The 24552-nt window shown below is 48.0% G+C and carries 21 protein-coding genes; 7 read left to right on the forward strand and 14 right to left on the reverse strand.

Annotated elements, in window-relative coordinates; translation table 11 throughout:
• Positions 1-97: 97 nt before the first annotated feature.
• The 9 genes from BMZ56_RS18045 to BMZ56_RS18085 all read right to left on the reverse strand — a co-directional run bounded on the left by BMZ56_RS18045 (position 98) and on the right by BMZ56_RS18085 (position 8946).
• Complete coding sequence (locus BMZ56_RS18045; RefSeq protein ID WP_177195203.1) at positions 98-1348, reverse strand: sulfate adenylyltransferase subunit 1; 1251 nt, start codon at positions 1346-1348, stop codon at positions 98-100.
• 50 nt (positions 1349-1398) lie between these two features.
• Positions 1399-2289 (reverse strand): sulfate adenylyltransferase subunit CysD, encoded by an 891-nt coding sequence (gene cysD, locus BMZ56_RS18050; RefSeq protein ID WP_090629041.1) that lies wholly within the window; start codon positions 2287-2289, stop codon positions 1399-1401.
• Positions 2290-2401: 112 nt separating this feature from the next.
• On the reverse strand, positions 2402-3103 hold the full coding sequence (locus BMZ56_RS18055; RefSeq protein WP_090629043.1) for a phosphoadenylyl-sulfate reductase: 702 nt from the start codon (positions 3101-3103) through the stop codon (positions 2402-2404).
• Positions 3100-3696 (reverse strand): precorrin-2 dehydrogenase/sirohydrochlorin ferrochelatase family protein, encoded by a 597-nt coding sequence (locus BMZ56_RS18060; RefSeq protein ID WP_090629045.1) that lies wholly within the window; start codon positions 3694-3696, stop codon positions 3100-3102. The genes BMZ56_RS18055 and BMZ56_RS18060 overlap by 4 nt, the downstream gene beginning before the upstream one ends.
• Positions 3693-4451 carry a uroporphyrinogen-III C-methyltransferase gene (gene cobA, locus BMZ56_RS18065; RefSeq protein WP_090629047.1) on the reverse strand — a complete coding sequence of 253 codons (759 nt, stop codon included), beginning with the start codon at positions 4449-4451 and terminating at the stop codon, positions 3693-3695. Before cobA ends, BMZ56_RS18060 begins: the two co-directional genes overlap by 4 nt.
• 43 nt (positions 4452-4494) lie before the next feature.
• The gene (locus tag BMZ56_RS18070; protein WP_090629048.1) at positions 4495-6603 is read right to left on the reverse strand and encodes a ferredoxin-like domain-containing protein; all 2109 of its coding nucleotides are present in this window, start codon (positions 6601-6603) and stop codon (positions 4495-4497) included.
• Between the two features lie 201 nt (positions 6604-6804).
• On the reverse strand, positions 6805-7422 hold the full coding sequence (locus BMZ56_RS18075; RefSeq protein ID WP_090629049.1) for an IMPACT family protein: 618 nt from the start codon (positions 7420-7422) through the stop codon (positions 6805-6807).
• The gene (locus tag BMZ56_RS18080; protein WP_090629051.1) at positions 7419-8282 is read right to left on the reverse strand and encodes an EamA family transporter; all 864 of its coding nucleotides are present in this window, start codon (positions 8280-8282) and stop codon (positions 7419-7421) included. Before BMZ56_RS18080 ends, BMZ56_RS18075 begins: the two co-directional genes overlap by 4 nt.
• Positions 8283-8292: 10 nt before the next feature.
• Entirely contained in the window at positions 8293-8946 is a 654-nt protein-coding gene (locus tag BMZ56_RS18085) for a DUF6266 family protein (protein WP_090629053.1), read from the reverse strand.
• 288 nt (positions 8947-9234) lie between these two features.
• Between BMZ56_RS18085 and BMZ56_RS18090 the strand changes: the two genes are divergently transcribed.
• Positions 9235-11862 (forward strand): valine--tRNA ligase, encoded by a 2628-nt coding sequence (locus BMZ56_RS18090; protein WP_090629054.1) that lies wholly within the window; start codon positions 9235-9237, stop codon positions 11860-11862.
• Between the two features lie 15 nt (positions 11863-11877).
• On the opposite strand, the gene BMZ56_RS18095 is transcribed toward BMZ56_RS18090, so the two are convergent.
• The 3 genes from BMZ56_RS18095 to BMZ56_RS18105 form a co-directional block, all read right to left on the reverse strand.
• A complete protein-coding gene (locus tag BMZ56_RS18095; protein WP_090629056.1) occupies positions 11878-12771 on the reverse strand; it encodes a Fic family protein in 894 nt (297 codons plus the stop codon).
• Positions 12772-12872: 101 nt separating this feature from the next.
• Positions 12873-14750 (reverse strand): cytochrome-c peroxidase, encoded by a 1878-nt coding sequence (locus tag BMZ56_RS18100; protein ID WP_090629057.1) that lies wholly within the window; start codon positions 14748-14750, stop codon positions 12873-12875.
• A 24-nt stretch (positions 14751-14774) separates the two neighbouring features.
• Positions 14775-16112 (reverse strand): alkaline phosphatase family protein, encoded by a 1338-nt coding sequence (locus BMZ56_RS18105; protein ID WP_218146612.1) that lies wholly within the window; start codon positions 16110-16112, stop codon positions 14775-14777.
• Between the two features lie 139 nt (positions 16113-16251).
• On the opposite strand from BMZ56_RS18105, the gene BMZ56_RS18110 reads away from it, so the two are divergent.
• The gene (locus tag BMZ56_RS18110; RefSeq protein WP_090629060.1) at positions 16252-16899 is read left to right on the forward strand and encodes a hypothetical protein; all 648 of its coding nucleotides are present in this window, start codon (positions 16252-16254) and stop codon (positions 16897-16899) included.
• A 9-nt stretch (positions 16900-16908) separates the two neighbouring features.
• Here the strand turns inward: BMZ56_RS18110 and BMZ56_RS18115 are convergent, their stop codons facing one another.
• Both BMZ56_RS18115 and BMZ56_RS18120 read right to left on the reverse strand, forming a co-directional pair.
• Positions 16909-17568, reverse strand: a complete 660-nt coding sequence (locus BMZ56_RS18115; RefSeq protein WP_143072962.1) for a hypothetical protein — start codon at positions 17566-17568, stop codon at positions 16909-16911.
• Positions 17569-17628: 60 nt separating this feature from the next.
• Positions 17629-18240, reverse strand: a complete 612-nt coding sequence (locus BMZ56_RS18120; protein ID WP_090629064.1) for a WbqC family protein — start codon at positions 18238-18240, stop codon at positions 17629-17631.
• 182 nt (positions 18241-18422) lie between these two features.
• Between BMZ56_RS18120 and BMZ56_RS18125 the strand changes: the two genes are divergently transcribed.
• From BMZ56_RS18125 to dapA, 5 genes are all read left to right on the forward strand, one after another.
• On the forward strand, positions 18423-19289 hold the full coding sequence (locus tag BMZ56_RS18125) for a lysophospholipid acyltransferase family protein (protein WP_090629357.1): 867 nt from the start codon (positions 18423-18425) through the stop codon (positions 19287-19289).
• Entirely contained in the window at positions 19286-20317 is a 1032-nt protein-coding gene (locus BMZ56_RS18130; protein WP_090629065.1) for a glycosyltransferase family 2 protein, read from the forward strand. The genes BMZ56_RS18125 and BMZ56_RS18130 overlap by 4 nt, the downstream gene beginning before the upstream one ends.
• Before the next feature lie 103 nt (positions 20318-20420).
• A complete protein-coding gene (locus BMZ56_RS18135; RefSeq protein WP_090629067.1) occupies positions 20421-21149 on the forward strand; it encodes a DUF2147 domain-containing protein in 729 nt (242 codons plus the stop codon).
• Between the two features lie 114 nt (positions 21150-21263).
• Positions 21264-23285 (forward strand): NAD-dependent DNA ligase LigA, encoded by a 2022-nt coding sequence (gene ligA, locus BMZ56_RS18140; RefSeq protein ID WP_090629069.1) that lies wholly within the window; start codon positions 21264-21266, stop codon positions 23283-23285.
• Between the two features lie 87 nt (positions 23286-23372).
• Positions 23373-24266: a 4-hydroxy-tetrahydrodipicolinate synthase gene (gene dapA / locus BMZ56_RS18145; RefSeq protein ID WP_090629070.1), complete on the forward strand. Its 894-nt coding sequence runs from the start codon at positions 23373-23375 to the stop codon at positions 24264-24266.
• Positions 24267-24552: the final 286 nt, after the last annotated feature.

The raw sequence follows: 24552 nt of genomic DNA on the forward strand, positions 1-24552 counted from the left end.
CAAGAATAAACAAACGCATCAATAATACCATAATTGACGTTATGTTAAATAGAATTATGAAAGAGTCCCCTTCGAGGACTCTTTCGCGTTGTTACTGTTAATCGAGGGATTCGGTGATCATCAATGCGGCCACCGTCAGATTGTTGCGTAGATCGATGAGAATTGCGCCGCCATTGGTTTTGTTGGCCACGTAGCTATCAAATGCCAACGAGTCTGCTGATTTGAATTGAATCTTACCAATATCATTCAATCCAAGGTCAACGGCAGCCGATTGTTCTAGCGTTTCTATGTTTACCCGGTAAATAATATCCTGTATCTTAACCTTAGCCGTTTTACCGTGCTGCTGAATCAAATAAAATTGATTGATATCCAGCGGTTTAGAATCCATCCAGCAGATTTCTGCTTCAAACTGCTTGGATACTGAAGGCTGTTCATCTTGCTTTACCAGCATATCTCCCCGACTGATATCGATATCATCAGCCAAATGAATAATTACTGACGCACCGTCTGACGCTACATCTAAATCATTGGCAGCCAGCTCAATACGGGTAATCGTACTGCTAACTTCCGAAGGCAACGCTACTACGCGATCGCCCACAGCAAATGTGCCCCCTACCACCCTACCTGCATAGCCACGGTAATCGGGTAATTCTTCGCTTTGCGGGCGGATTACCCATTGCACCGGGAAACGAGCTTGTTTATTTGCTGTCGTATGGTTTACTTCCACCGTTTCCAGGAAATCCAACAGAGATTTTCCGCTGTACCAAGATGTATTCGTGGATTTTGACGCAATGTTATCGCCTTTCAAGGCGCTCACAGGAACGTAATCCACTTGTTTGATACGCAGATTGAGTACGAGCCGTTCGTAGTCCGATTTGATCTTGTCGAACACTGCCTGGTCGTAATCGACCATATCCATTTTGTTTACACACACTAACACATTCGGAATACCCAGTAATGATACAATAAACGAATGTCTACGGGTCTGTTCGATCACCCCTTTTCGTGCGTCGATCAGGATAATGGCTAAATCTGAATTAGACGCTCCGGTTACCATATTCCGGGTATATTGGATGTGTCCGGGAGCATCTGCTATAATAAATTTCCGCTTTTCTGTCTGGAAATACTTATAGGCAACGTCAATGGTGATACCTTGTTCACGCTCGGCTTTTAGTCCGTCCGTCAATATCGCTAAATCCAGCGTACCGTCGTTGTTCTTCCGGTTAGCACGTTGTATGGCTTCCAGTTGATCATCCAGCACTGAATTGGTATCGTAAAGCAGTCGGCCGATCAGCGTACTTTTCCCGTCGTCTACACTTCCTGCTGTGATAAATTTCAATAGATCCATGTTCGGATTTTTGTTCTTGGCTTTTTTTACTTTTTTACTTTCTCACTTTCTTAGAAATATCCGCCTTTTTTACGGTCTTCCATGGCCGCTTCGGAGACTTTATCGTCCATCCTAGCGCCGCGCTCACTGATTTTTGATTGCCTGATTTCTTCGATGATGTCGTCAATGTGATACGCCTCGGAGGGCACCGCTGCGGTACAGGTCATGTCCCCTACTGTCCGGAACCGTACTTTGCGATATTCTATAACATCTTCGTGATCCATATTCAGAAACTCTGCTGCCGCCATTAATTGACCATTTCGGGTGATGACGTCCCGTTCGTGGGAGAAGTAAATGGAGGGCAGATCAATGTTCTCGCGGCGGATGTAATTCCACACGTCCAGCTCCGTCCAGTTGCTGATCGGGAACACGCGCACGTTTTCCCCCTTGTGTATCCGTCCGTTGTAGATGTTCCACAACTCCGGCCGTTGGCGTTTGGGATCCCATTGCCCAAACTCATCGCGTACCGAAAAAATACGTTCTTTTGCACGTGCCTTTTCCTCATCCCTTCGCGCTCCGCCAATGCACGCATCGAAGCCGTGTTCCGCAATGGTATCCAACAGGGTAACGGTTTGGAGCGGATTCCGGCTGGCGTTCTTCCCTTTCTGTTCGACGACTTTTCCGGCGTCGATACTATCCTGTACATGGCCTACAATTAATTTCTCACCCAACCTCGCTACGAGTCGATCGCGAAATTCAATGGTTTCCGGAAAGTTATGTCCCGTATCGATATGCACCAGCGGAAAAGGGAATTTGCCAGGCCGGAAAGCCTTTTCCGCAAGATGAACCAGCGTAATCGAATCTTTGCCTCCGGAAAATAGCAACGCCGGTTTCTCAAACTGGCCCGCCACTTCCCGTAGGATGTAAATCGCCTCCGCTTCCAAATGGTCTAAATAATCCATAGTTGTTGTTTATTGTGTTGTTTCAGCCATCCGCGCTTTCGGATATTAGCCGTTAGCATTCAGCTGCATTTCTTTCGTCGTGATCGGTATTTTTTTTAACGGCGCGTTAGCCCTATGTAGCGTGCAGTCCACACTCCTTTTTGCTCGTATCTTCCCACCACCACCGGCCGGCCCGGAAGTCCTCTCCTTCCCTTACGGCACGTGTACAAGGGGCACAGCCGATGCTGGGAAACCCTTTGTCATGCAATGGATTATAGGGAATATGATTCGCTTTGACATACTTCCAGACATCATCCAACGACCAATCGTAGATGGGATGGAACTTAATCAGTTGGTTTCCTTCATCCCATTCCACCTGTGTCATTCCCTGCCGGTTGCCCGACTGCTCCGCACGAATGCCCGTGATCCAACATTCCGCACCCTCCAGCGCCCGCTGTAAGGGTTCGATTTTCCGGATGCGGCAGCACTCTTTTCGGTTTTCGACCGACTCGTAAAAACTGGAGGGCCCTTTTTGGCTGATCAGCTGTTGCACCGCATGTGTATCCGGAAAATAAGCTTCAATGTCTTTGTTATAGATTTCCAGTGTACGATTCCACACATAATACGTTTCTGGAAATAATCGACCCGTTTCCAATGTAAATACCCTAACGGGTAAATTGTTGCTAAAGATAAAGTGAGTGATAACCTGATCTTCAACACCAAAACTCGTGGAAAATACAATCTTACCCGGAAACCTGTCGGTTAAGGCCGTCAACGCGTCCAGCGAGCTTTTTCCATGCACCAATGCATTTATTTCATCTGTCAAAACGTTCATATTCCCTCTTTTGATAGCAACGAAGCCGTATGCGCGTTCAACGCCTTCACTTTGTCGTTGAAATCCCCTTTCAGTAAATCCCGAAGCTGACTCATGTAAGTCAGCGTCTCATCAATTTCTTCCGGCAATGCTTCGTTCAGCAGTTCCTTCATTCTTTTTGCAATCGTAGGCGACTTTCCGTTGGTTGAAATTCCCAGTTTCAAGTTTCCCTTCTTTACAATCGAACCCAGGTAAAAATCGCATAAATCCGGCTTATCTGCTACATTGATTAATAGGTGGCGACTACGGCATTCTTTCCGGATACGCAGATTCAGTTCCGGATTGTTGGAAGCCACCACTACCAAGTCTACTCCATTCAGATCGGTTTCCTCAAAAGCGCGTTCAAGCAGCTGAATCCTTGGATAGTTTGCAACGTAGTGGCGCACATCGGCGCTGATTTCGCGGGCAACAATAGTTACCGTCGCCTTTGGACTATTTTCCAGCAAAGCCGTCAGCTTCTCCAAGCCTACCTTTCCGCCTCCCACAAGGAGTACATGCAGTTCGTTTAACTGCAGAAAAACAGGAAACAACGGATTACCGGTGATCTCTTTCATACAGCGATGGCATTGGTCTGTTCCAGCCCGAATTGTTTATGTTTAGCTACCACTTCACCAATGACAATGACTGCCGGCGCACCGATCCCCCGGTCCTTTACATGGGCAACGATCGTATCCATCGTGCCCAAAGCCACTTTTTCGTTGGGCAATGATCCATTTTGGATCACCGCGATGGGTAGTTTTCTCTTACCCGCTTCCTGGTAAATTTGGACGATTTCCGCCAATTTATTGAGTCCCATTAACACGACTACTGTGGCAGCCGTTTGAGCTGCTGTATAAATGTCTCTGGAAATAGACCCCGTAGTTGTCGCGCCGGTAATCACCCAAAAGCTTTCGCTGATTCCTCGATATGTCAACGGAATCCCCTGCAAACCGGCTAACGCAATGGAACTGGAGATACCGGGTACCACCGAAGTGGGAATATCGTGCTGAGCAGCGTACTCCAATTCTTCCCCCCCTCTTCCGAAAACAAAGGGATCCCCTCCTTTCAGCCGAACCACATGCCCGTGTGAACGTGCGAAATTCACCATCATCTGGTTAATTTCCAGCTGGCTGTACGCATGATGACTGGCTCTTTTGCCTACGAACACGCGAAGCGCCGTTTTCGGGATGTATTCAAGCAAGGCATCGTCTACCAACGCGTCGTAAAGTACTACATCGGCTGTCGACAATGCTTTCAACCCTTTTAGACTGATTAAATCCGAATCCCCCGGCCCGGCTCCTACTAACGTTATTTTGGGATAAGTGTTCATTTCATTTTCTCTTTTTAACCTGTATCGCCAACATGGTGGCAGATTAACTATTCACCTCCGTTGGGGCCGATCGCTTGGCGACTGTCGATTGATAAAAGTCGATCGCGCCGGCCAGGTATTGGCGGGCAAACTCTTCCGAGGGCTCCTGCTTGTTAATTTCGAGCACCTGACCTGCGAAACCTCCCGGAACAAGAAATTCACCCGATTCGACAAAATGGGTATCGAAATCCCTGATGATCGCAATCTGGGTGCTGCTGTGGACTCCTTTGTCGAGCAATAGCGCTTTGGCGGTGCTAATGTACATACTATACGCATGGTAAATTGCGTCGGCATACGCTGCTGCTTGATAGCTTTCGTTTGCCCAAGTCAATTTTTCTTCTGCTTCAAAAAGCAGTACCGAAACGAGGTCGATGACCACCCCGGCGCACTCACCCACGCCAATCGCCTGCTGGTAAGTTTCCTGATGCCCCCAATCCACATATTCTTCTTCGACCAAGTTGGTAAGATCTGCCAATGGCTTCAACATGCGGTAGAAATAGTCTTTCGTTTGCCGCTCATAGTAATCATGGAAGCGCTCGCCGGGAAGCCCGTTTTCTGCATAATCGTCCAAAAGCAACCGAACGGCACTCACAACGCGCTTAGAAGGAACCTTAACCACACGTTCTGCCACACGGCCGAGGCCGTCGCCCAAAACGCCCCCGCCCAACATAATCTGTGCAGAAGGAATCACTTTGCCTGCGGCTTTCAATGAGCTGCCATGGATACCGATGTTGGCAATCCCATGCTGACCGCATGAATTCATGCAACCACTTATTTTAATTTTAAGATCCCGGTCAAAAACAAGGTCTTCGTATTCATCGTAAATCAACGACTCGAGCACCCTTGCCATTTCCGTGCTATTGGAAATCCCGAGGTTGCAGGTGTCGGTACCCGGACAGGTGGTCACGTCCGCCACGCTGTCAAAACCCGGTTTGGCAAACCCGATTTCCTTCAATACCTTATAAATGTGCGGCAGTGATTCCTTCCGTGCGAATTTGAGCATCAGCCCCTGGTTTTGGGTGATCCGCACTTCGTCAGCCACGTGTCCGCGGATTCCATCCAACAATACGCGCGCGTCTTTGGTAGGCATATCGCCGGTAGGCACCTTAATGTATATCGCATAGAAACCGGTTTGCTTTTGCTCCCAAACATTGGTTTTCTCCCATACTTCATAAGCCAGCTGATCGGATACAGCTTCTTCTTCAATAGGCATTGCCTGGGGCGGTTCGGGCTGGGGTACCGCATTTCGGTCAATTTTAAATATCTTCACCTTGCTGGCTACCTGTTCTTCTTCAATCAGCCGCTTTATCTCGTCCAATCCGAATTTCTGAATCAGGTATTTGAAACGCGCTTTATTCCGGTTATTCCGTTCGCCATACCGATCAAACACCCGCAAAACGGCTTCTGAATACGGAATCAACAAGTCTTCGTGGAGGAACTCATGCACCAGGTGTCCTGCCATGGGCTGCGCACCCAAGCCACCTCCCAGAATCACGCGGAATCCGCGCTCTTCAACGCCATCCACTGTTCTGACCTTGGGGATGAAACCCAAATCCTGCCCAAAGGCAAAAGCCGTGTCCCGCGTGCTGGAAGAAAAGCCGAACTTAAACTTCCGCCCCAGCTCCTGGCAGATCGGATTGCGCAGGAAATAAGAAAATGTTGCATGGGCATACGGAGACACATCGAAAGGCTCATCGGGGTCAATACCCGCTTGGGGAGAAGCCGTTACGTTACGCACCGTGTTGCCGCAAGCCTCACGGATGGTGATGTCGTCTTCTGCCAACTTGGCCCAAAGCTCCGGCGTGCGGTCTAAACTCACAAAGTGAATCTGTATATCTTGTCTGGTTGTAAAATGCAGGTTCCTAATGGCATATTCATCCGAGATATCCGCAATGCGCAGCAATTGCTTGAAGGTTGCTTTGCCGAAGGGTAATTTGATCCGCACCATTTGTACACCCGGTTGCCGTTGTCCATAAATTCCCCGAGCCAGGCGTAGGCTCTTGAATTTATCTTCAACCATTGTTCCTTCGCGATACGCCCTGATTTTGCGTTCGAGCTCAATGATTTCTTTTGCTACAACCGGGTTTTCTAATTCGGTTCTAAAGCTCTGCATGAGTGTTGTTTAGTTACATGAATAATAAAAAACCTCCCTAAAGCAGTTAGTGGAGGCCGTTATATCTTATCTTATTGGATACGTTATCCCAACAGCCACCGTTATTCGAGGGGCATACAATTGCACATTTCCTGAACGCTCACTTGTTTCATGCGACAAATATACGTAAAGTATATAGAAATAGTAGAATAAAAATAAAAATTACCGAGTCCCTACATATTCTGTTTCTGCTCCATCCACCTGCTGCAGTCTTCCGAGCACCCGGTTCGTCTGCTGCTGGCGGATTTCCAATTCGAGCAAGCAGCGGTTGTCGAGTATCTGTTTCCGTATACCGATTCCTTCATCTTTCACGATACGCATGACGTCATTTAGCTGTTCATAACCGAACGACACGCGATAGATGTCGTTAACGGTTAATTCCACCACTTGGGCCGCCTGCAGTGCTTCCTGGGTAGCCGTTTTATAGGCATGGATCAGTCCGGGTACCCCGAGCAACGTACCCCCGAAATAACGGACGACCACGACGAGGATATTGGTAAGATCATGCGATAGCAGCGTGTTGAGAATCGGACGCCCCGCGGTGCCCGATGGCTCTCCGTCGTCGTTCATGCGGTACACGGAACGGTCGGACGTGAGCCGGTATGCCCAGCAGTGGTGTCGCGCTTTGGGATGCTCGGATTTCAATCCGGCCACCAGCTCCTTTACTTGATCCTCGTTCGCTAACGGATAGGCATATGCAATGAATTTGCTGCCCTTGTTTTTAACTATCCCCTCACTTGAAGAAGCGATGGTTTTATAAGTATCTTCAAATAAACTCACAGATATGCGGTAATCAACACGGATATTATCGCCAAAAATATCCCAATTTTATTGATAAACGACAGTTTTTCCCGAAAAAGAAAAATGCCGATCCCTGCACCGAGTGCGATGACGCCTACATTCATGCCCGTAAAAACAACAGAAGGGTTATCAGGTAATGCGCGGTGCGCCCGCATGTAAAACAGAATATTGGCAAAATTGAAACCACCCAACACGATACCCCAAAAAACAGCATGTACGGAAAAGCGCTTTTTTGCCCCGATCAGGTAATAAGCAAGATACAGGAATGCTACCCCCATTGCCATCATGAATACGATCAGCATCGACGTCACATAAGGTACGGCTGTATGCTGAGCAACCTGCTTGAATAAAATATCGATCATACCGTACCCACAGAAAACCACCAATGGAAAACTCCACATGCGGTGGTTGGCACCGTACTGGTTACGACCGCGATGCCAGCCGATACTGCATAGAATTCCAAGAACCCCTACGGCGACGCCGACGAGTTTCCCCGTTTCCGGCGATTCGCCAAACAGCCAAAAGGCGGCTACCAAGGCAATGAACAACGAAAGCCGCTGTGCTACTTCTGTACGGACGATACCGGCATAGCGGATGGAGGCACTCAATGCAACGAAAATGCCAGGCAGTAAAACCGACAAGACCCCGTATAGTCCAAACGGAGCCTCACTCCATACCTTGGAGGTCCATGTCGGCTGAAGAAAAAGCCAGGTGCATAGCACAGCCATCGGGTAATTCCAAACGATGATTTGGATGGTGTCTACGTCGTAGCGCCGCGCCAATTTGAGAATCACGGAAACCGTGACACTGCACACGACGCTGAAAAGCACGTACATCATGGAACCTTAGCTATTCGATAACTACGACAATCTGACCCGCATACACACTGTCTGACACTTCGCCGGTTTCCGCGTTGACGAAAGCCATGTAGGCATGGCAGACATCGCCAGGGAGAAGGCTCAGAAAATGGGTAGCTAACGCATCCGAACAATCGTCGGCACCTGAGCCGTATAGCTTATCGCAGCCCAATCCGTTCCGTTCATTGTGTACAAATAGCACCGTGCGGGCATCGCCCAATACCGCATGGATATCCGGCTTATCCCATGAAAAATGTAGCATCTCTCCTTCCTGGTGAACCTGTGCATTCACCGGAGGCGTGAGTGGTCCTGCACTAAAACGGATGGCTTGCGGGTCGACAGAAAATCCATTCTCCGTTTCCACAATTGCGTGCCGCATATTATAAGACATCGCCACATTGTGGCCCGTTTTCGGCGGTTCAAAGCGTCCGAAGCCGATGCGCACGATCCGTTTCATAGGTTTCAACCATTGCTGCATCAACCTAAACTTGCTCCGCTGCATAACCTGTTCCGGACTCGGCTTACGTCCGCGTTTAGGAATACGCGGAAGCGAGCGCGCCCGGTTTTGGCCTTTTACCTGATAAAAAATCACATTCCCCAATCGCCCGGTTACCGGACCATTGACACCGTCAGTCAATATCGCCATATTGCTTGGTCTTAGTTAAGTTTATCCCAAAGCTACTAATAAATTTTAAATCAGACGACTATTAATTATATTTTACTTTTAGTTTATTCGGTTAATTTCCGAGTAAACCCCGAATAAACTCCGAATGAAACACAAATTAACACAATGTATAAGTTAGGGTTAGTGTAAACGGTTCTACCACTATTGGCTAGTCGGCCGCCACGCGTCACCCACGGGATTTGCTGCCGGCCCCTTGCTTTAATTCGCAACTTTCCCTAAGTTTGCGTCCCTTAAAATGCAGACTGTTTCATGAGCATAGCGAAGACATACAACCCCAAGGAAGCCGAGGATAAATGGTATAGCTATTGGATGGAAAATGGATTTTTCCGTTCGATCCCAGACGAACGTGAACCTTATACCATTGTGATGCCCCCACCCAACGTCACGGGCGTACTCCATATGGGGCACATGCTCAACAACACCATCCAGGATGTGCTGATCCGCCGAGCGCGTATGCAAGGCAAAAATGCCTGCTGGGTGCCGGGTACAGACCATGCGTCCATTGCGACGGAAGCAAAAGTAGTTGCAATGCTTAAAGAGAAAGGTATCAATAAGAAAGAGCTGACACGTGAACAGTTTCTTGAATACGCATGGGAGTGGAAGGAAAAGTATGGGGGCATCATCCTGAAGCAGCTGGAAAAACTGGGGGCTTCGTGCGATTGGGATCGCACACGTTTTACGATGGAACCTGACCTATCCGACGCCGTTATCGACACGTTCATCCGGTTATACCGTGAGGGATATATCTACCGTGGTGTACGGATGGTCAACTGGGATCCACAGGGGCGGACGGCCCTTTCCGATGAAGAGGTGATCCGCAGGGAAGTTAACCAAACGCTTTACTACGTCCGCTATGCAGTAACGGGCAATGCCGACGGGGCTCCCTCCTACCTGACCATTGCGACTACGCGGCCGGAAACCATCATGGCCGATACGGCGATCTGCATCAACCCTAACGATCCGCGGTATACACACCTAAAGGGAAAGACCGCCCGCGTGCCACTGATTAACCGTGAGATCCCCATCATCGAGGATGAATACGTAGAGATGGAATTTGGCACAGGGTGTCTTAAGGTGACTCCGGCGCACGACCTGAACGATTACGAACTGGGACAAAAGCATAACCTGGAGGTGATCGATATCTTGAACGACGACGGTACACTCAACGAAAAGGCCGAAATCCTGGTGGGCGAAGACCGCTTTAAAGCGCGGAAAGCCGTGGCCAAGCTGTTGGAAGAAGCCGGACAGCTCGAAAAGACGGAGCCTTACCAATCACAAGTAGGTTTTTCGGAACGTACCGACGCGGCTATTGAGCCAAAGTTATCCATGCAGTGGTTTTGCCGCATGCAGGAATTGGCGAAACCTGCACTGGAATACGTGCTGAACGGTGATGTGAAACTGATTCCGGATAAGTTTATCAATACCTACCGCCACTGGATGGAGAATATCAAAGACTGGACCATCAGTCGCCAACTGTGGTGGGGACAACGCATCCCGGCGTGGTACAACGCCCAAAACGACTGGGTGGTGGCCAAAACCGAAGTAGAAGCGGTATCGCTATTTCAGGCGGAAGGTAAATCGGCTGATGGCATCCGGCAGGAAGATGATGTATTGGATACCTGGTTTTCATCGGGTCTCTGGCCCCTATCGGTGTTCGACGGCACCCGCCATCCGGATAATGCGGACGTCCAATACTATTACCCGACGAACGACCTCGTTACCGCGCCCGAAATCCTGTTTTTCTGGGTAGCTCGTATGATCATTTTTGGTCACGAGTATACCGGCAAACCGCCTTTTAAAAACGTATACCTCACAGGTATTGTACGCGATAAGCTGGGACGAAAAATGTCGAAGTCGCTCGGCAACTCGCCGGATCCTATTGAACTGATGGAGCAATATGGCACCGATGGGGTACGTGTGGGCATGCTCCTCTCCTCTCCTGCTGGCAACGACCTGATGTTTGACGTGGCCTACTGCGAGCAGGGCCGCAACTTTGCCAACAAAATATGGAACGCATTCCGATTGGTAAAAGGATGGGAAATAGCCGATATACCGGCTACCTCTGCACAACAGGAAGCCGCCCGCTGGTTTGGAAACCGGTTTAACCAGGCACTGCATGAAATCGAAGGACACTTTGCAGCGTACCGCATTTCGGACGCGCTTATGGCTACCTATAAATTGGTATGGGACGATTTCTGCGCATGGTACCTCGAACTGGCAAAACCTGCTTACCAGCAGCCCATTGCCCGTGAAACCTTTGAAACAGCCAAGACATTTTTTGCATCGGTATTGCGACTGATTCATCCCTTTATGCCCTTCATCAGCGAAGAGTTATGGCACGATGAGTTATTTGGGGTACGTGCCGAAGGCGATTGTTGTATCGTGGCAGAATATCCGCAAGCAGGCGAATACGACGAGAAGCTGCTCACGGACTTCGTTGCCCTTCAGCAAGTGATTTCTGAAATCCGCAACTTACGAAATACCAAGCAATTGTCACCCAAAACGGCACTTCCGCTTGCCATACATGCGACCTCGGATATCGACTTCGCTCGTTATGCCGAAAGCATCCAGAAAATGGCAACTATTTCTGAGATTACGTTTGCCGTTCAAAAGCCTTCGGGCGTAGCCAGCTTTTTGGTGGGTAAGGATGAATTTTACGTCGACGTAGCACAGAACATTGATGTAGAAGCCGAACGGGAACGTATCAGTAAAGAAATCACCTACCTGGAAGGCTTCCTGAAATCGGTCAATGCAAAGCTATCCAACGAGCGGTTTGTACAAAACGCAAAGCCGGAGGTTGTTGCGAACGAGCGGAATAAGAAGGCAGACGCCGAAGCGAAAATTAAGTTACTGGAGGGGAGTTTGGCAAGTTTATAAGTACCCCCGCCAATATCATTCAAACGCTATTTCAAAATATTCCAAAATGGCTTTATAATTATCCTGAGCGGTGAGACACGTGTCTAAAAGGTAGTCTTTCACGCGAGGCCATTCCTGTAAGCCTCTGTAATAAAACAGTTTTATATCTTCATCTATAATAAAAGGTATAATATTGTTCGCAAGGCACTCTTTAAACATAATCAGCCGCCCCACACGACCGTTTCCATCTTGAAATGGATGAATGATTTCAAATTGATAATGGAAGTCGATAATGTCTTCAAAGGTCTTTCTTTCACCACGATGATAATTGGAAAGCAATTCTTTGATTCTCGCAGCGACCTCTTTGGGCGGACAAGTTTCATTCCCGCCAACTTCGTTAGGAAGCTTTTTGTATTCGCCAACATTAAACCAGTCTTTTCGACTATCCGAAGTTCCTGATTTCAACAGAAAATGTAATTCTTTAATAAATGACTCAGTTAATTTTGCATTGGCCTTGTCAATAATTAAATCAATGCAACGAAAGTGGCTGGTTGTTTCGATGATATCATCTACATTGACACTTTCTGTGGACACTCCAATGGTGTTAGTTTCGAAGATGTATCGGGTTTGATCGTGCGTTAACTTACTGCCTTCAATACGATTGGAATTATAAGTCAAATCAATCTGCGTACGATGGTAAATTCCACCTTTCAGCCTCATATCCTTTTGCTCTTTGAGGTGATTGAGCAAAGGATTTCTGCTAAATTTACGTTTATTTCCTTGTCCGGGTAATGTAGTATCGGATGGAATATTCCAAGTCTTACCGGTTAAAAAGGCTCCTTTTATTTTTCCCGTAGCACAATAATTCCGGACTGTTCTTTCCGGGACATTCCATTTTTTTGCAAATTCGCTTACAGAGATATAATTCATGTTTTAATGCAAAGTTTTAAAGCAAATGCCATTATCGGCAAAAATACAACAAATAAAAGCGTAGATGCTTATTATTTGCCGATATCGGCAAAATTCATGTTTCATCTGCTTTCCAAACTCCTCATGAAGGCGATAATATCTTGTTTTTCGCTTTCTGTAAGGTCAAGGCTTTCTTCGGGAAGCGTTTGGTTGGGCAGGTTTATCCCTAACCCCGCGGCCCCTCCGTTATTGTAAAATTCCATTACTTCATCTAGGGTCTGAAAGGCTCCATTGTGCATATACGGGGCTGTTTTAGCAATGTTTCGGACGGTGGGGATTTTAAAGGCATACTGGTATGAATCGATGCCGATGATATCATAGTATCCCCGATCCGGATCGAGCGTGGAGTCGGCCGCCGAAACGGGAACGCCCAATACCTCCGTTTCTCCTTTTACGTACTTTGGAGGCGTTACACCATTGAACAGCGGCAGGAAATGGCAGGTTGCGCATTTCGCCTTTCCCATGAATAAGTTGAAGCCGTTCAGTTCCCGCTTCGACAGGATGTCTTCTTTACGTAACCCCTCTCCCCTGCTGTGCATATAAGCATCGAACCGGCTGTTGAGTTTGGTCAGGCTGCGTAAGTAGGACGCAAGCGCGTTGACCACTTCATCTTCGATGATCTCTTTCCTGCTGATTTCGTTTTTGTCTTTTGCAGGAAAAGCTTTGGTAAATAACGACAGATACGGGGTATCCGCCGAAAGGTATCGAATAATCGCCGCCATTGAATTGCCCATTTCCTGTGGGTTGCGGATCACATCGCGCACCTGATCTTCCAACGTCAGCGCCCGCATGTCGTAGAAGTAATTCGATTGTAAGGCTACATTAAGCAGTGTGGGAACATTTCTTGTCAACTGTGTTGTTGGATCACGAAGATCCGCAGGGGTAACCAACCCGTCGGCATAGGCTAAGCTTGGGTTGTGGCAGGAAGCACAACTTCTCGTACCGGTACCGGATAGCGCGGCATCGTAAAAGAGTTTTTCACCCAACGCCACCTTGGCTGCCGTTACATGAAATTCAGGGCCGGGAGAAAACGCATTCACATTAAATGCATCCGGATCGAATAAGGTACGGGCATTTTGGTTCAGCATCCGGTTGTACTTAATTTTTGGCCCCGGCAAGTCTTGTTCCAGTTGCGCGATGCCGGCACTGATCCCGTTGGCAAAACGGGTAATGAAAGCTGCCCGGTCGAACGAATCAAAATCGGGATGCCGGTGAAGATAAGCGATGGCGGCATCCAGCTGTTGCAGTAACGGCGCCATTTTCTTTTTTGGTACGTAGCGCGACAGCACATCGTGTAGGCTTTGAAGGGATACCGACGATTCTTCCATACTGTTCAACGAAAGCGCATTGTCGAACCCCGTAATTCCCAGGGTGATGATCCGGAATACCTCCAGTTTTGCTGCATCCAGAATCCGCCAGTCGGCAAGTTCATGATCGGTGAAGTAAGCGATCAGGTAGTCAGTGTTCGTTACCAAATGTGCTACTTGATCGATCAACTCCTGTCTGTTCGAAGCATTGTTTTCCGGGTAGATGAGTTCCTCAATCACCTGCAGGCCCACCGGGTCGATGGCCCGGGCCAGGGATGGGTCCAACAAGTCGGCATTCTCGATCTCGGGTACGGGAGGTCCGTTTAGCCGTTCGGCTAGATCAGCCGCAAAATAAGTCGCCCCCCACTCAAATTTCTTGAACAACAGTCTTGCGGTCAAAACGACCTGACGGACTCTTTCGCCGTTTGTTTCATTTTTACTGACCTCATAAAAAAGTGAGTCTTTGACATAATCCCGGAAAGACACGATCTGGCTCAGGATCCTTTTCCGTACGTTGCGTTCACGCAGGCCAGCATGTGTTTCCGCATGTTCAGGACCCGAAAAAAAGGGGGTAAAGCTTGCAATTAGTGGCCCTGTAAACAGAAATGTCGCTACTACAATCTTCTTATACATACCCCAATACCCCGATTAACAGGGTTAATTAAACGCCAGCGCATTCCGGAAAGGATCCGCATTTTTATCCCGCTCGGCCAGGGGCTTTATTCCCCATCTGTGCTCGATAAACGAAAGAATACTGACCGTTTCGTATTGGGTATGGTCTACATGGCCTTTTTTAGCAAATGGCCCGATAATAATTGCAGGAATACGGCTTCCGGGGCCCCACCTATCGATCACGGGCGGAACAACGTGGTCAAAAAAGCCACCGAATTCATCGTAGGTAAGGATCACCAATGCGTCCTTGGCATTGGGACCTTCCAGCACGGCATTGATCAGGTTTACGGCCAGTTGTTCGGAAGGATATACAGCAGACCCGCCGGGGTGTTCGTCGTTCCCGCCACCGGGTTTTACAAAGGAAACGCTGGGAAGGGTGCCTTCTTTTGCGGCTTTAATGAAATCGTTTTGATCTTTTAGGTGTTTCCGGCCTTCCGTCCCTTCTTCATACTGCTTGAAATACAGGAACGGTTCGTGGTTGTAGGCGAAATTAGTTTTCCTTCCAGCCACGGCATCGTCCCACCCTTCCGAGTACCAAGCCCAGGATATATTTTTTTCACTCAGCCGGTCGCCAATGGTTGGCATCGTCTGGGAAGGCAGGAGTTTGGAGGTATCCGATTTGGCAGGGTACGGTTTGTTGCGGGAAAGCACATGGTTCACCACATAGCCGTCCGGTGTCACAACGCCATCTTTGATGAGGTTGCCATCGGCATCCAGTTTGGCAACCATGGATGCGGGAGCATCCGGCCACACCGGAGCTGCGGCAGCAATCAGGAAGACGTGGTTAAAATAGGAACCACCGTAGACGCTCTGGAAGAAATTGTCGCACAGGGTATATTTTTTGGCGATCGGATACAACGGGAGCTTTTCCGTGGAATAATAGCCCATTGCCAGTCCTTTGGAATCGTTATAGGCGGCAAACTTATCCATTTTTCCACCGTTAATCTGTTGCTGGTTATGAAAAAAACGATGGGTCACATCCGGTGTCTTTTTATCAGAAGGCACATACTGGTCAATGTTAAAAAGCGCATTGGGCAGGTTGGTGGGAAATGAGTTGTTCCGCGGAATTTCAGGCAGGTATTGATACGGATTTCCTTCCTCGTCCACCTGAACAAAATTTCCCTTTTTGGCATTTTCAATGCCATTTGCCCCTTTGAATTCTCCATAGAGATTATCGAAACTATGATTTTCCATATAGATCACCACCAAGTGTTTGATCTGCTGGATACCTTCATCAAATGAAACATCCCTATGTTGTACTTTTTGGGTGGTTCCACAACCGCTGACCACTAAAATGACAAGAAAGATAAAAAGCCGCCGCATATGTATACTGTTTTATTTCAAAAGATTTATTTAACAAACAAGAGGTCTATCAGTCAAATGTAGTGCATTGCTTTGAAATACAGAAATTGAACTGTTTTTTCTATCTTAGCCCCTTTAATCGAATAAAGCAATTTAAATTATGCGTATTATAGTTAGTATAGCGCTTGTTGGATCACTTGCCATCGCTTGCCAGCAAAGCCAAAAACAACAGAAAGAAGAAACACCTGCCGCCGACCCCAACGCGATTACCTGCGCGGGTATCGGTCCCGTCAAACTCAGTGATTCTTATGCGTCTTTAGATAGTACCATCGGCGCAGATAAGCTGGAAAATGGAACGGCACAAGTCGACGGTAAAACCGTGCACATTACCAAAGTATTTCCCAATGAAGCGGAAGAAATAACGGTTTATTGGGCAGAAAGCCAAGAACCTTATGTTACGGTCACAAAAATCGCCGTAGCTAATAATTTTGGCCCTTATCAAACCGCCGAAGGCCTGCGTGTAGGCTCGACCCTGAATGATCTCAAGCAGTATAACAACTTCATGCCGATATCCATGACGAATTTCTACAATAGCCTGGATGGATTTGCGATCATTACCGGCTTCAATGGTGGCGACATTGAAACTAACTATCCCTGCCTAGGGGGTAAACTGGACATCGTGAAACAACGGGGCGTGGATGTGCGGACGTTAGATGAAATAAAACCCGAGGCAGAATTGAAGTCATCACACAAACTCTTCAACTCCATCGATGTGGAAGTGGTTGAGCTGAACATTTCCCGAAAATAAATTTTGCTTTTATTGTATCCCCATTACGCGTGCCACGTTGTTTTTCAACGTGGTTACATCTGTTTTCAATCCGCCATATAACGACAGGAGATTGACCTGGCGATCCTGTACCTTCCGGAAGTTATGTAGCCACCCCGCTTCAATCATCAGAAAAAACCCACCTATCTTATAATCGGCTCCTACGCCTGCTCGCAAGGTTGGCGTTAAGTGAGTGGTGTTTTCGATAATCACCCGCTGCCGTTCCTCGGATACCCGTGCGCGTGGCTCAACCACCACACCGGCTCCAGGTCCGGCATACGCGTATAGATTGAGCTTTTCAAGTTGCCTCCGGACACCTCCAGCCAAGTTCAACATGTAAAAATTGCTTCTCCCTTTTTCCAAATCATGCTGATAATCCGGATCATGCAGTTGTTGATTGTACCGATAGGAGAGAAAATCGACTGACGGATAGAGGAAATAATGGCGGTTTGCAAGGGAAATATCCAGCCCCAAACTGTTTGAAAACTTTGCCTGCAATACTTCACTGGTCTCCCCCAATGCAAATCCCCATCCCAAACCACTTACCACAAAGATCTTTTGATGATGAATGGTGTCTGCGCCCAACTGCGCCCGAGCGGTCCCTGTTACTAAAAGCAAAAAAAACACAATTCGTAAAGATGGTGTGCTCATATCTTCCTTTCAATTATTGTGACACTAAAACAGGGTTGCTGTCAAAAAGTTTTCGTTTTTTCAGAGATACCCTTTGCTTTGCAGCCCTTGGTTAAACAGTAAGTCTACCACGCTCAGGTTAGAAAGGAACCCGTGTTTATTTTCAAAAACCTGGTAATAGGGTTTGTCTGTAATTGTAGGGTTTGCCCGTTTCGGGTGGATGGAATTGCGGAAATCCAGCTGGGGTGCATAATCCGGATAATAGCTTTCCGTACGACCCAGTGAACGTTCGATTTTTAATAGTCGCAATAGCAATTCCAACTGGGCTACGTTGTAGTCAAGCAGCCATTCGTAGCGCTGCTGGTAAAACGGTAAAAAATCATCCTCATAATATTCGAAATAGGCCGAACTGCGGTAGGCCGTTTGCAAGCTCATCCAATGCAATCGCTGCCAATCCCATTCATAGCTGATTTTCACATCTTTCATCTGGGTATGTCCTTTATTTCCCCCTTGTACCGGTACGATGAGGTCCAATTTGCCGTTGGCCGAACAGATGGACGCACGGGTACGATACGTTTGCTTCGGGTAATGCTCATATTGTTCGATCAGGATGGGCAACGCAGTGCTTTGAATGGCACGGAAATAGGAAACCGGTGGCAGATAAAAGGCTGGTAAAATAAGGTGATTGTCCATGTAACGCAAGAAATATAAGTTTGTGCTGTAAAAGTAACTTAAATTAAGGATATTCCCGCTTTCAAGTTGTTCTCAGCGGCGGCGAGGCGATCGATAAGTTACGTTTATATGGCTTAGGATTAAATTGCATATAAACGTAACTTTATCTAAGTTTGCACCTTCATGCACCATCAATGGCCGTAATGCGAAAGTCTTCCGTAGTGAATTTCTTTGTTTATCTGGTCTCGTTACTTCCCTTCTGGGTGCTTTACAGGCTTTCGGACATTTTATATGTTTTGCTGTACCATGTGGCTGGATATCGGAAAGCTGTGGTGCGTGAAAACCTCCGGAATGCATTTCCAGAAAAGTCGGAGAATGAACGCCGGCAGATTGCACGAAAGTTTTACCGGTTTCTTCCTGACCTGATTGTGGAGTCCATCAAGATGCGAAGCATATCTGCCGAGGAAGCCAAAAGGCGGATCGCCATTTATGGAATTGAAGAGCTGGAGCGCCATTTCGAGGCCGGTAAGGGAGTCGTAGGCGTTACGGCACATTATGCCAACTGGGAATTGGGTATCCACAGACTAAGCTTATTGACGGACAACCCCGTGTTGATTATTTATAAACCGCTGCACAACAAGACCGTTGATACCATTTATAACTCGGTTAGAAGCCGTTTCGGTGCCGTCATGGTACCCATGAAGCAAACACTTCGCAAAATTGTCGCGTATAGGCAGCAACCTCACATCAGCGTTTTTGTAGCCGATCAGACGCCGATGCACCGGGATTCCGACTACTTTATCCGATTCCTGAATCAAGATACGCTGGTTTACACCGGTGCGGAAAAAATCGCCAAAAAGACCAATTTTCCAGTGGTTTTTTGTCACATAGATCGACTCCGGCGCGGCTATTATTGCTGCACGTTTACGACGTTGGTAGAAAACCCTGCCGAAGTGCCCGGCCATGGCATCACCGATATTCACAACCGGTTTACAGAAGACATTATCCGTCAAAAGCCTGAGTGGTGGCTTTGGTCACACCGACGCTGGAAACGAAAACCTAAAGTATGAACTATTATCCGAAAGTAGCTGTCGTCATATTGAATTGGAATGGGAGATTCTTTCTGGAGAAATTCCTCCCTTCGGTATATAACACCGATTATCCCCATATCGAATTTGTCGTGGGCGACAACGGTTCCACAGACGATTCGGTGGCGTTCGTAACGGCTAACTATCCGGCCATACGTATCCTGCGCAATGAATGCAATCTGGGGTTTGCAGGGGGATATAACGAAATATTAAAACATGTACAGGCCGATTACTTCGTGCTGCTCAATTCGGATGTCGAGGTAACTCCTTATTGGATCACACCGGTTATCGAACTGCTGGAAAGCCAACCCGATATGGCTGCGGCACAACCCAAGATCCGTTCTTACTACCAGCGGGGCTATTTTGAACACGCTGGAGCTGCTGGTGGATTCATCGATTACTACGGCTTTCCTTTCTGCCGTGGGCGGATGTTGCAGGTGGTGGAGAAAGATAACGGACAATATGACGATGCCTGCGAGGTGTTCTGGGCCAGCGGAGCCGCTTTCTTTATCAAACGTAATTGCTGGGAGGCGTCCGGGGGGTTTGATGCGGATTTCTTTGCCCACATGGAGGAAGTGGATCTTTGCTGGCGTCTCAAGCTGATGGGATATCGGATCGGGGTTTGCCCCCAATCGGTCGTTTATCATGTGGGCGGCGGTACGCTGGCAGCGGCTAACCCCACGAAGACCTACCTCAATTTCCGCAATAGCCTGTTCATGATGCAGAAAAACCTGCCGTTGATGGACGCATGCTGGGTCGTGTTCGCCCGCATGTGGATTGATCTCGTGGCGCTTATCCACTTCATGGTACAGGGTAAATTCAGCGATGCCTGGGCCATCAGTCGCTCACATCAACGCTTTTTTCTTGACTTTTTCAAGACCGCCCGAAAGCGCAAACGCTACAACCGATCGTTTGGCAAAAAAGGGATTTACCAAGGCAGCTTCATCTGGGCATTTTACGTTCAACGGAAAACACATTTCAACCTATTAAATTCCAAACGATTTTTGTAAAATACTGGCTACACGACAACTTTTTGGCAGATTAGTTGTTATTTTAGAAACGTTAACCGGATAGAACACGGATGACGTGGATTACAAACCAATATAATGAATCATGAAACAGATCATTCTTTCCTTACTTGTTGCTTGTGCGGCAACGCCGAGTACCTGGGCTTACCAGCAGGATGCTTTGTCGGGAGCCTGGCAGACACAGCAAGGCGATGTTATACAAACTGCCGTATTCGTTGACGGATACCTGTCGCACAGCACCTATGACCTTCAAAACAAAAAGTTTATTTCCACGAGGGGCGGCACGTATACCACTGACGGGAAGAAGCTGACAGTGACCTGGCAATACGATACCGACAAAGCGGCCAGCAATGTACAAGCCGATACGTGGGTGGGCCAGTCCAGCACATTTGATGTGGCCCCTGGAAATACGCTATCTACCGACCTATCAGGCACACGGGCTACTTGGCAACGGATTGATAGCAATGAAGGCCCAATGGCAGGTGTGTGGCGCATCACCGGACGGAAACAGGGAGACGAAATGGGGCAAATGCCTTTGCGCGATCGCAGAACGCTCAAAATACTGAGTGGCACCCGTTTTCAATGGGTGGCCATCAACATCAAAACCGGAGAATTCTCGGGTACTGGCGGCGGTACTTATACCTTTGAAAACGGAAAATATACTGAAAACATCGAATTCTTTTCGCGCGACAACGATCGTGTGGGAGCATCGCTGTCTTTCGATGGCAAAATCGAAAATGGCTCATGGCACCATTCCGGATTGAGCTCTGCGGGGGATCCGATTTATGAAATTTGGGACAAGCTGGAAGAGTAGAGATCGGTGGTTGATGGTGAGTGATCGGCAGTAAGTAATGAGGGATCGGTGATCAAAAATGAAAAAGCAAAAAAACGAAAAAGCAACCACCATAAAATTTGTATTTTCGCTGACATGTCATTAGCAGAAGCAGCGATCCGGGTTGAAGAGCTAACTCGGGAACTTAATGAGTACAATTACCAATATTATGTATTGGCAGCGCCTACCATTTCAGACTACGACTTTGACCAGAAGTTGAAGGAACTGGAAGAATTGGAGCGTCAATTCCCACAATTGCTTGACCCCGACTCGCCCACACAGAAGGTAGGTGGCGATATCACCCAGCGTTTCCATACGGTTCGTCACCGCTGGCCGATGCTTTCGCTCAGTAACACGTACAGCGAACAGGAATTACGTGATTTCGACGAGCGGGTACGTAAGGCCATCGGGAATGACTTTGAATACGTTTGCGAATTGAAATTTGATGGGCTTTCCATCAGTCTAACCTACGAAAACGGGGTACTGAAACGAGGAGTAACCCGAGGAGACGGTATTCAGGGCGACGACGTGACCACGAATGTGCGTACCATCAAAAAAATACCCAACAGACTGAAGACCGACGGATTCCCCGATCTGTTCGAAATACGGGGCGAAATTCTCATGCATCGCGCTGCTTTCCAGCGGCTAAACAACGAACGGATTGAAAACGGCGAGATGGCTTATGCGAATCCCCGCAACTTTGCGGCAGGCACAATCAAACTGCAAAATTCGGCCGAAGTAGCTCGTCGTCCGTTAGACTGCTTTCTCTACTTTTTGTATAGCGACAATCGCAACCGGCTGTTCAATACGCATTGGGATAGCCTCCAAGCGGTCAAATCCTGGGGATTTCACGTATCCGAGCATACAGCACTTTGTACCTCCATCGAGGAAGTACTTGCCTTTATTGCCAAATGGGACGAGGCGCGCTACAACCTGAGCTATGACATCGACGGCATTGTCATCAAGGTAAATGACTACGGCCAACAGGAAGAACTGGGCTTTACGGCCAAGTCGCCCCGTTGGGCGATTTCCTATAAATACAAAGCCGAGCAGGTAGAAACCTTGTTTCAGTCGGTCAGCTACCAAGTGGGACGTACGGGTGCAGTGACCCCTGTGGCTAATCTGAAGCCCGTGTTGCTGGCAGGCACGACCGTCAAACGGGCCAGCCTGCACAATGCCAACGAAATCGAGCGGTTGGATTTGCGGGAAGGCGACACGGTATTCGTGGAAAAAGGCGGAGAAATCATCCCCAAAGTTATGGGTGTGAACCTTTTGAAACGTCAGCCGGATGCACAGCCCATTCTATATCCGCTTCTCTGCCCGGTATGCGGAACGCCACTGGTGCGCAAGGATGGTGAAGCGGTTCACTATTGTCCCAATGAAGATGGCTGTCCGCCACAGATCGTGGGCCGTATGCAGCATTTCATCGGCCGAAAGGCCATGGACATCGAAGGCATGGGCGATGAAACGATCGAAACTTTCTTCAAACGGGGCCTTCTCCACAATATCACAGACATCTATACGCTCACAGATAAACAGGACGAGCTCATTCAGCTGGAGCGCTTCGGCCAGAAATCCATTGACAATATGATCGCTGGCATTGAAAAATCAAAGGAAAAACCATTTGAGAAGGTGTTGTTTGCACTCGGCATCCGCTATGTGGGCGAAACCGTAGCCAAAAAACTGGCCAATCATTTCAAAACCATCGATGCCTTGATGGCGGCATCCAAGGAGGAAATTCAGTCGGTCTACGAAGTCGGTGAGCGGATCGCCGAAAGCGTAACCGAATATTTCGCCATTGCGTTGCACCGACAACAGATTGAGCGGCTGCGCCAATACGGCGTCCAATTGGCAATCGAAGAAAAGGAAATACAGCGGCTGGGCGATTCGCTGACCGGCAAAAGCTTCGTCATTTCCGGTGTATTTGAGCAGTTCAGCCGGGAAGAGCTTACTGCATTGATTGAAAGCCATGGCGGGAAACTGTTGAGCAGTATATCTGGCAAGCTGGATTTCCTTGTGGCAGGCGACAAAATGGGGCCTTCGAAACTGGCAAAAGCCGAAAAACTGGGGATCGCCATTATTTCCGAACAGGAATTATTGCAATTGATCGGATCATAGTACAATAAATCATTTATTTCCCTTAATTTTGGCCACCTATTAGATCAAAATAGATAAAACACGAATAGGCAAAATTACGATAACAACATGGACGAGCTTTACGGCGCTGGGGTAGCTTTGGTGACCCCCTTTCATTCGGACGGAACGATTGATTTCGAGGGTCTGGAAAAACTGATCGAACATCAGATCAGCGGTGGCATGGATTACTTGGTTTCTTTGGGTACTACCGGCGAGGTAGCTACCTTATCCGAAAGTGAACGAAAAGCCGTTTGGACATTTACTGCTGAAAAAGTAAAAGGCCGCATCCCGTTGGTAGCTGGTATTGGCGGTAACCATACGGCTGAGCTGGTCCGCCAGCTGGAACAGTTTGACATCCCAGGATATGCTGCTGTGTTGTCTGTAAGCCCGTATTACAGCAAACCTACCCAGGAAGGTATCTTCCAGCATTATAAGGCGGTTGCAGCCGCTTCTCCCCTACCCGTAATCTTATACAATGTGCCGAGCCGCACGGGCAGTAACGTCAGCCCAGAAACTACCGTGCGATTGGCCAAAGAAGTGGGAAACATCGTAGCAACCAAAGAAGCTTCGGGCAATTTTGACCAATTCGGCAAAATTATGCGTGATAAACCTGAAAACTTCCTGCTTATTTCAGGAGACGATTCGGTGACGTTGCCCATGATGGCGCTGGGCGGAGCCGGGGTGATTTCGGTGGTCGGCAATGCATTTCCCGCTGAGGTAGCAACGCTCGCTAGAATGTGCTTGGAAAACAATTTTGAAGCGGCACGGCAGCTGCATAGTAAACTCATACGGATTACCGAATTGTGCTTTATTGAAGGTAATCCGGCGGGGGTTAAAACCATTCTTCATCAATTGGGAATCTGCGGGGCGATGGTCCGGTTGCCTTTGGTAAAAATCAGTACGCATACCGCGGATGACATCGCACGAGAACTTATGACGCTGGGTGTGCCGGCGCACACCTAATCCTCAAAAAAAATTAGATCCCTCTTAAAAGATCGGCGTATGCATGTGCGTCGATCTTCACCGGCACCGAAATCGACTGCCTCGTTTTCATGCTGTAGCACAACACCTACAAAATAAATTTTAACCCTAAAAATTTCATGTAGGCACAAGAAATCCACTTATTTTTGGCGTGAAGTTACTGCCTTACTGCCTTGGAAATGATAAACAATGTACTTTGAGATGAAGATGTGTGTGGCTAGCTCTTCTCGTTTGAACGTAACTACATGAGAATTATATCATCTTTAAA

Source organism: Parapedobacter indicus, assembly GCF_900113765.1.
Taxonomy (GTDB): domain Bacteria; phylum Bacteroidota; class Bacteroidia; order Sphingobacteriales; family Sphingobacteriaceae; genus Parapedobacter; species Parapedobacter indicus.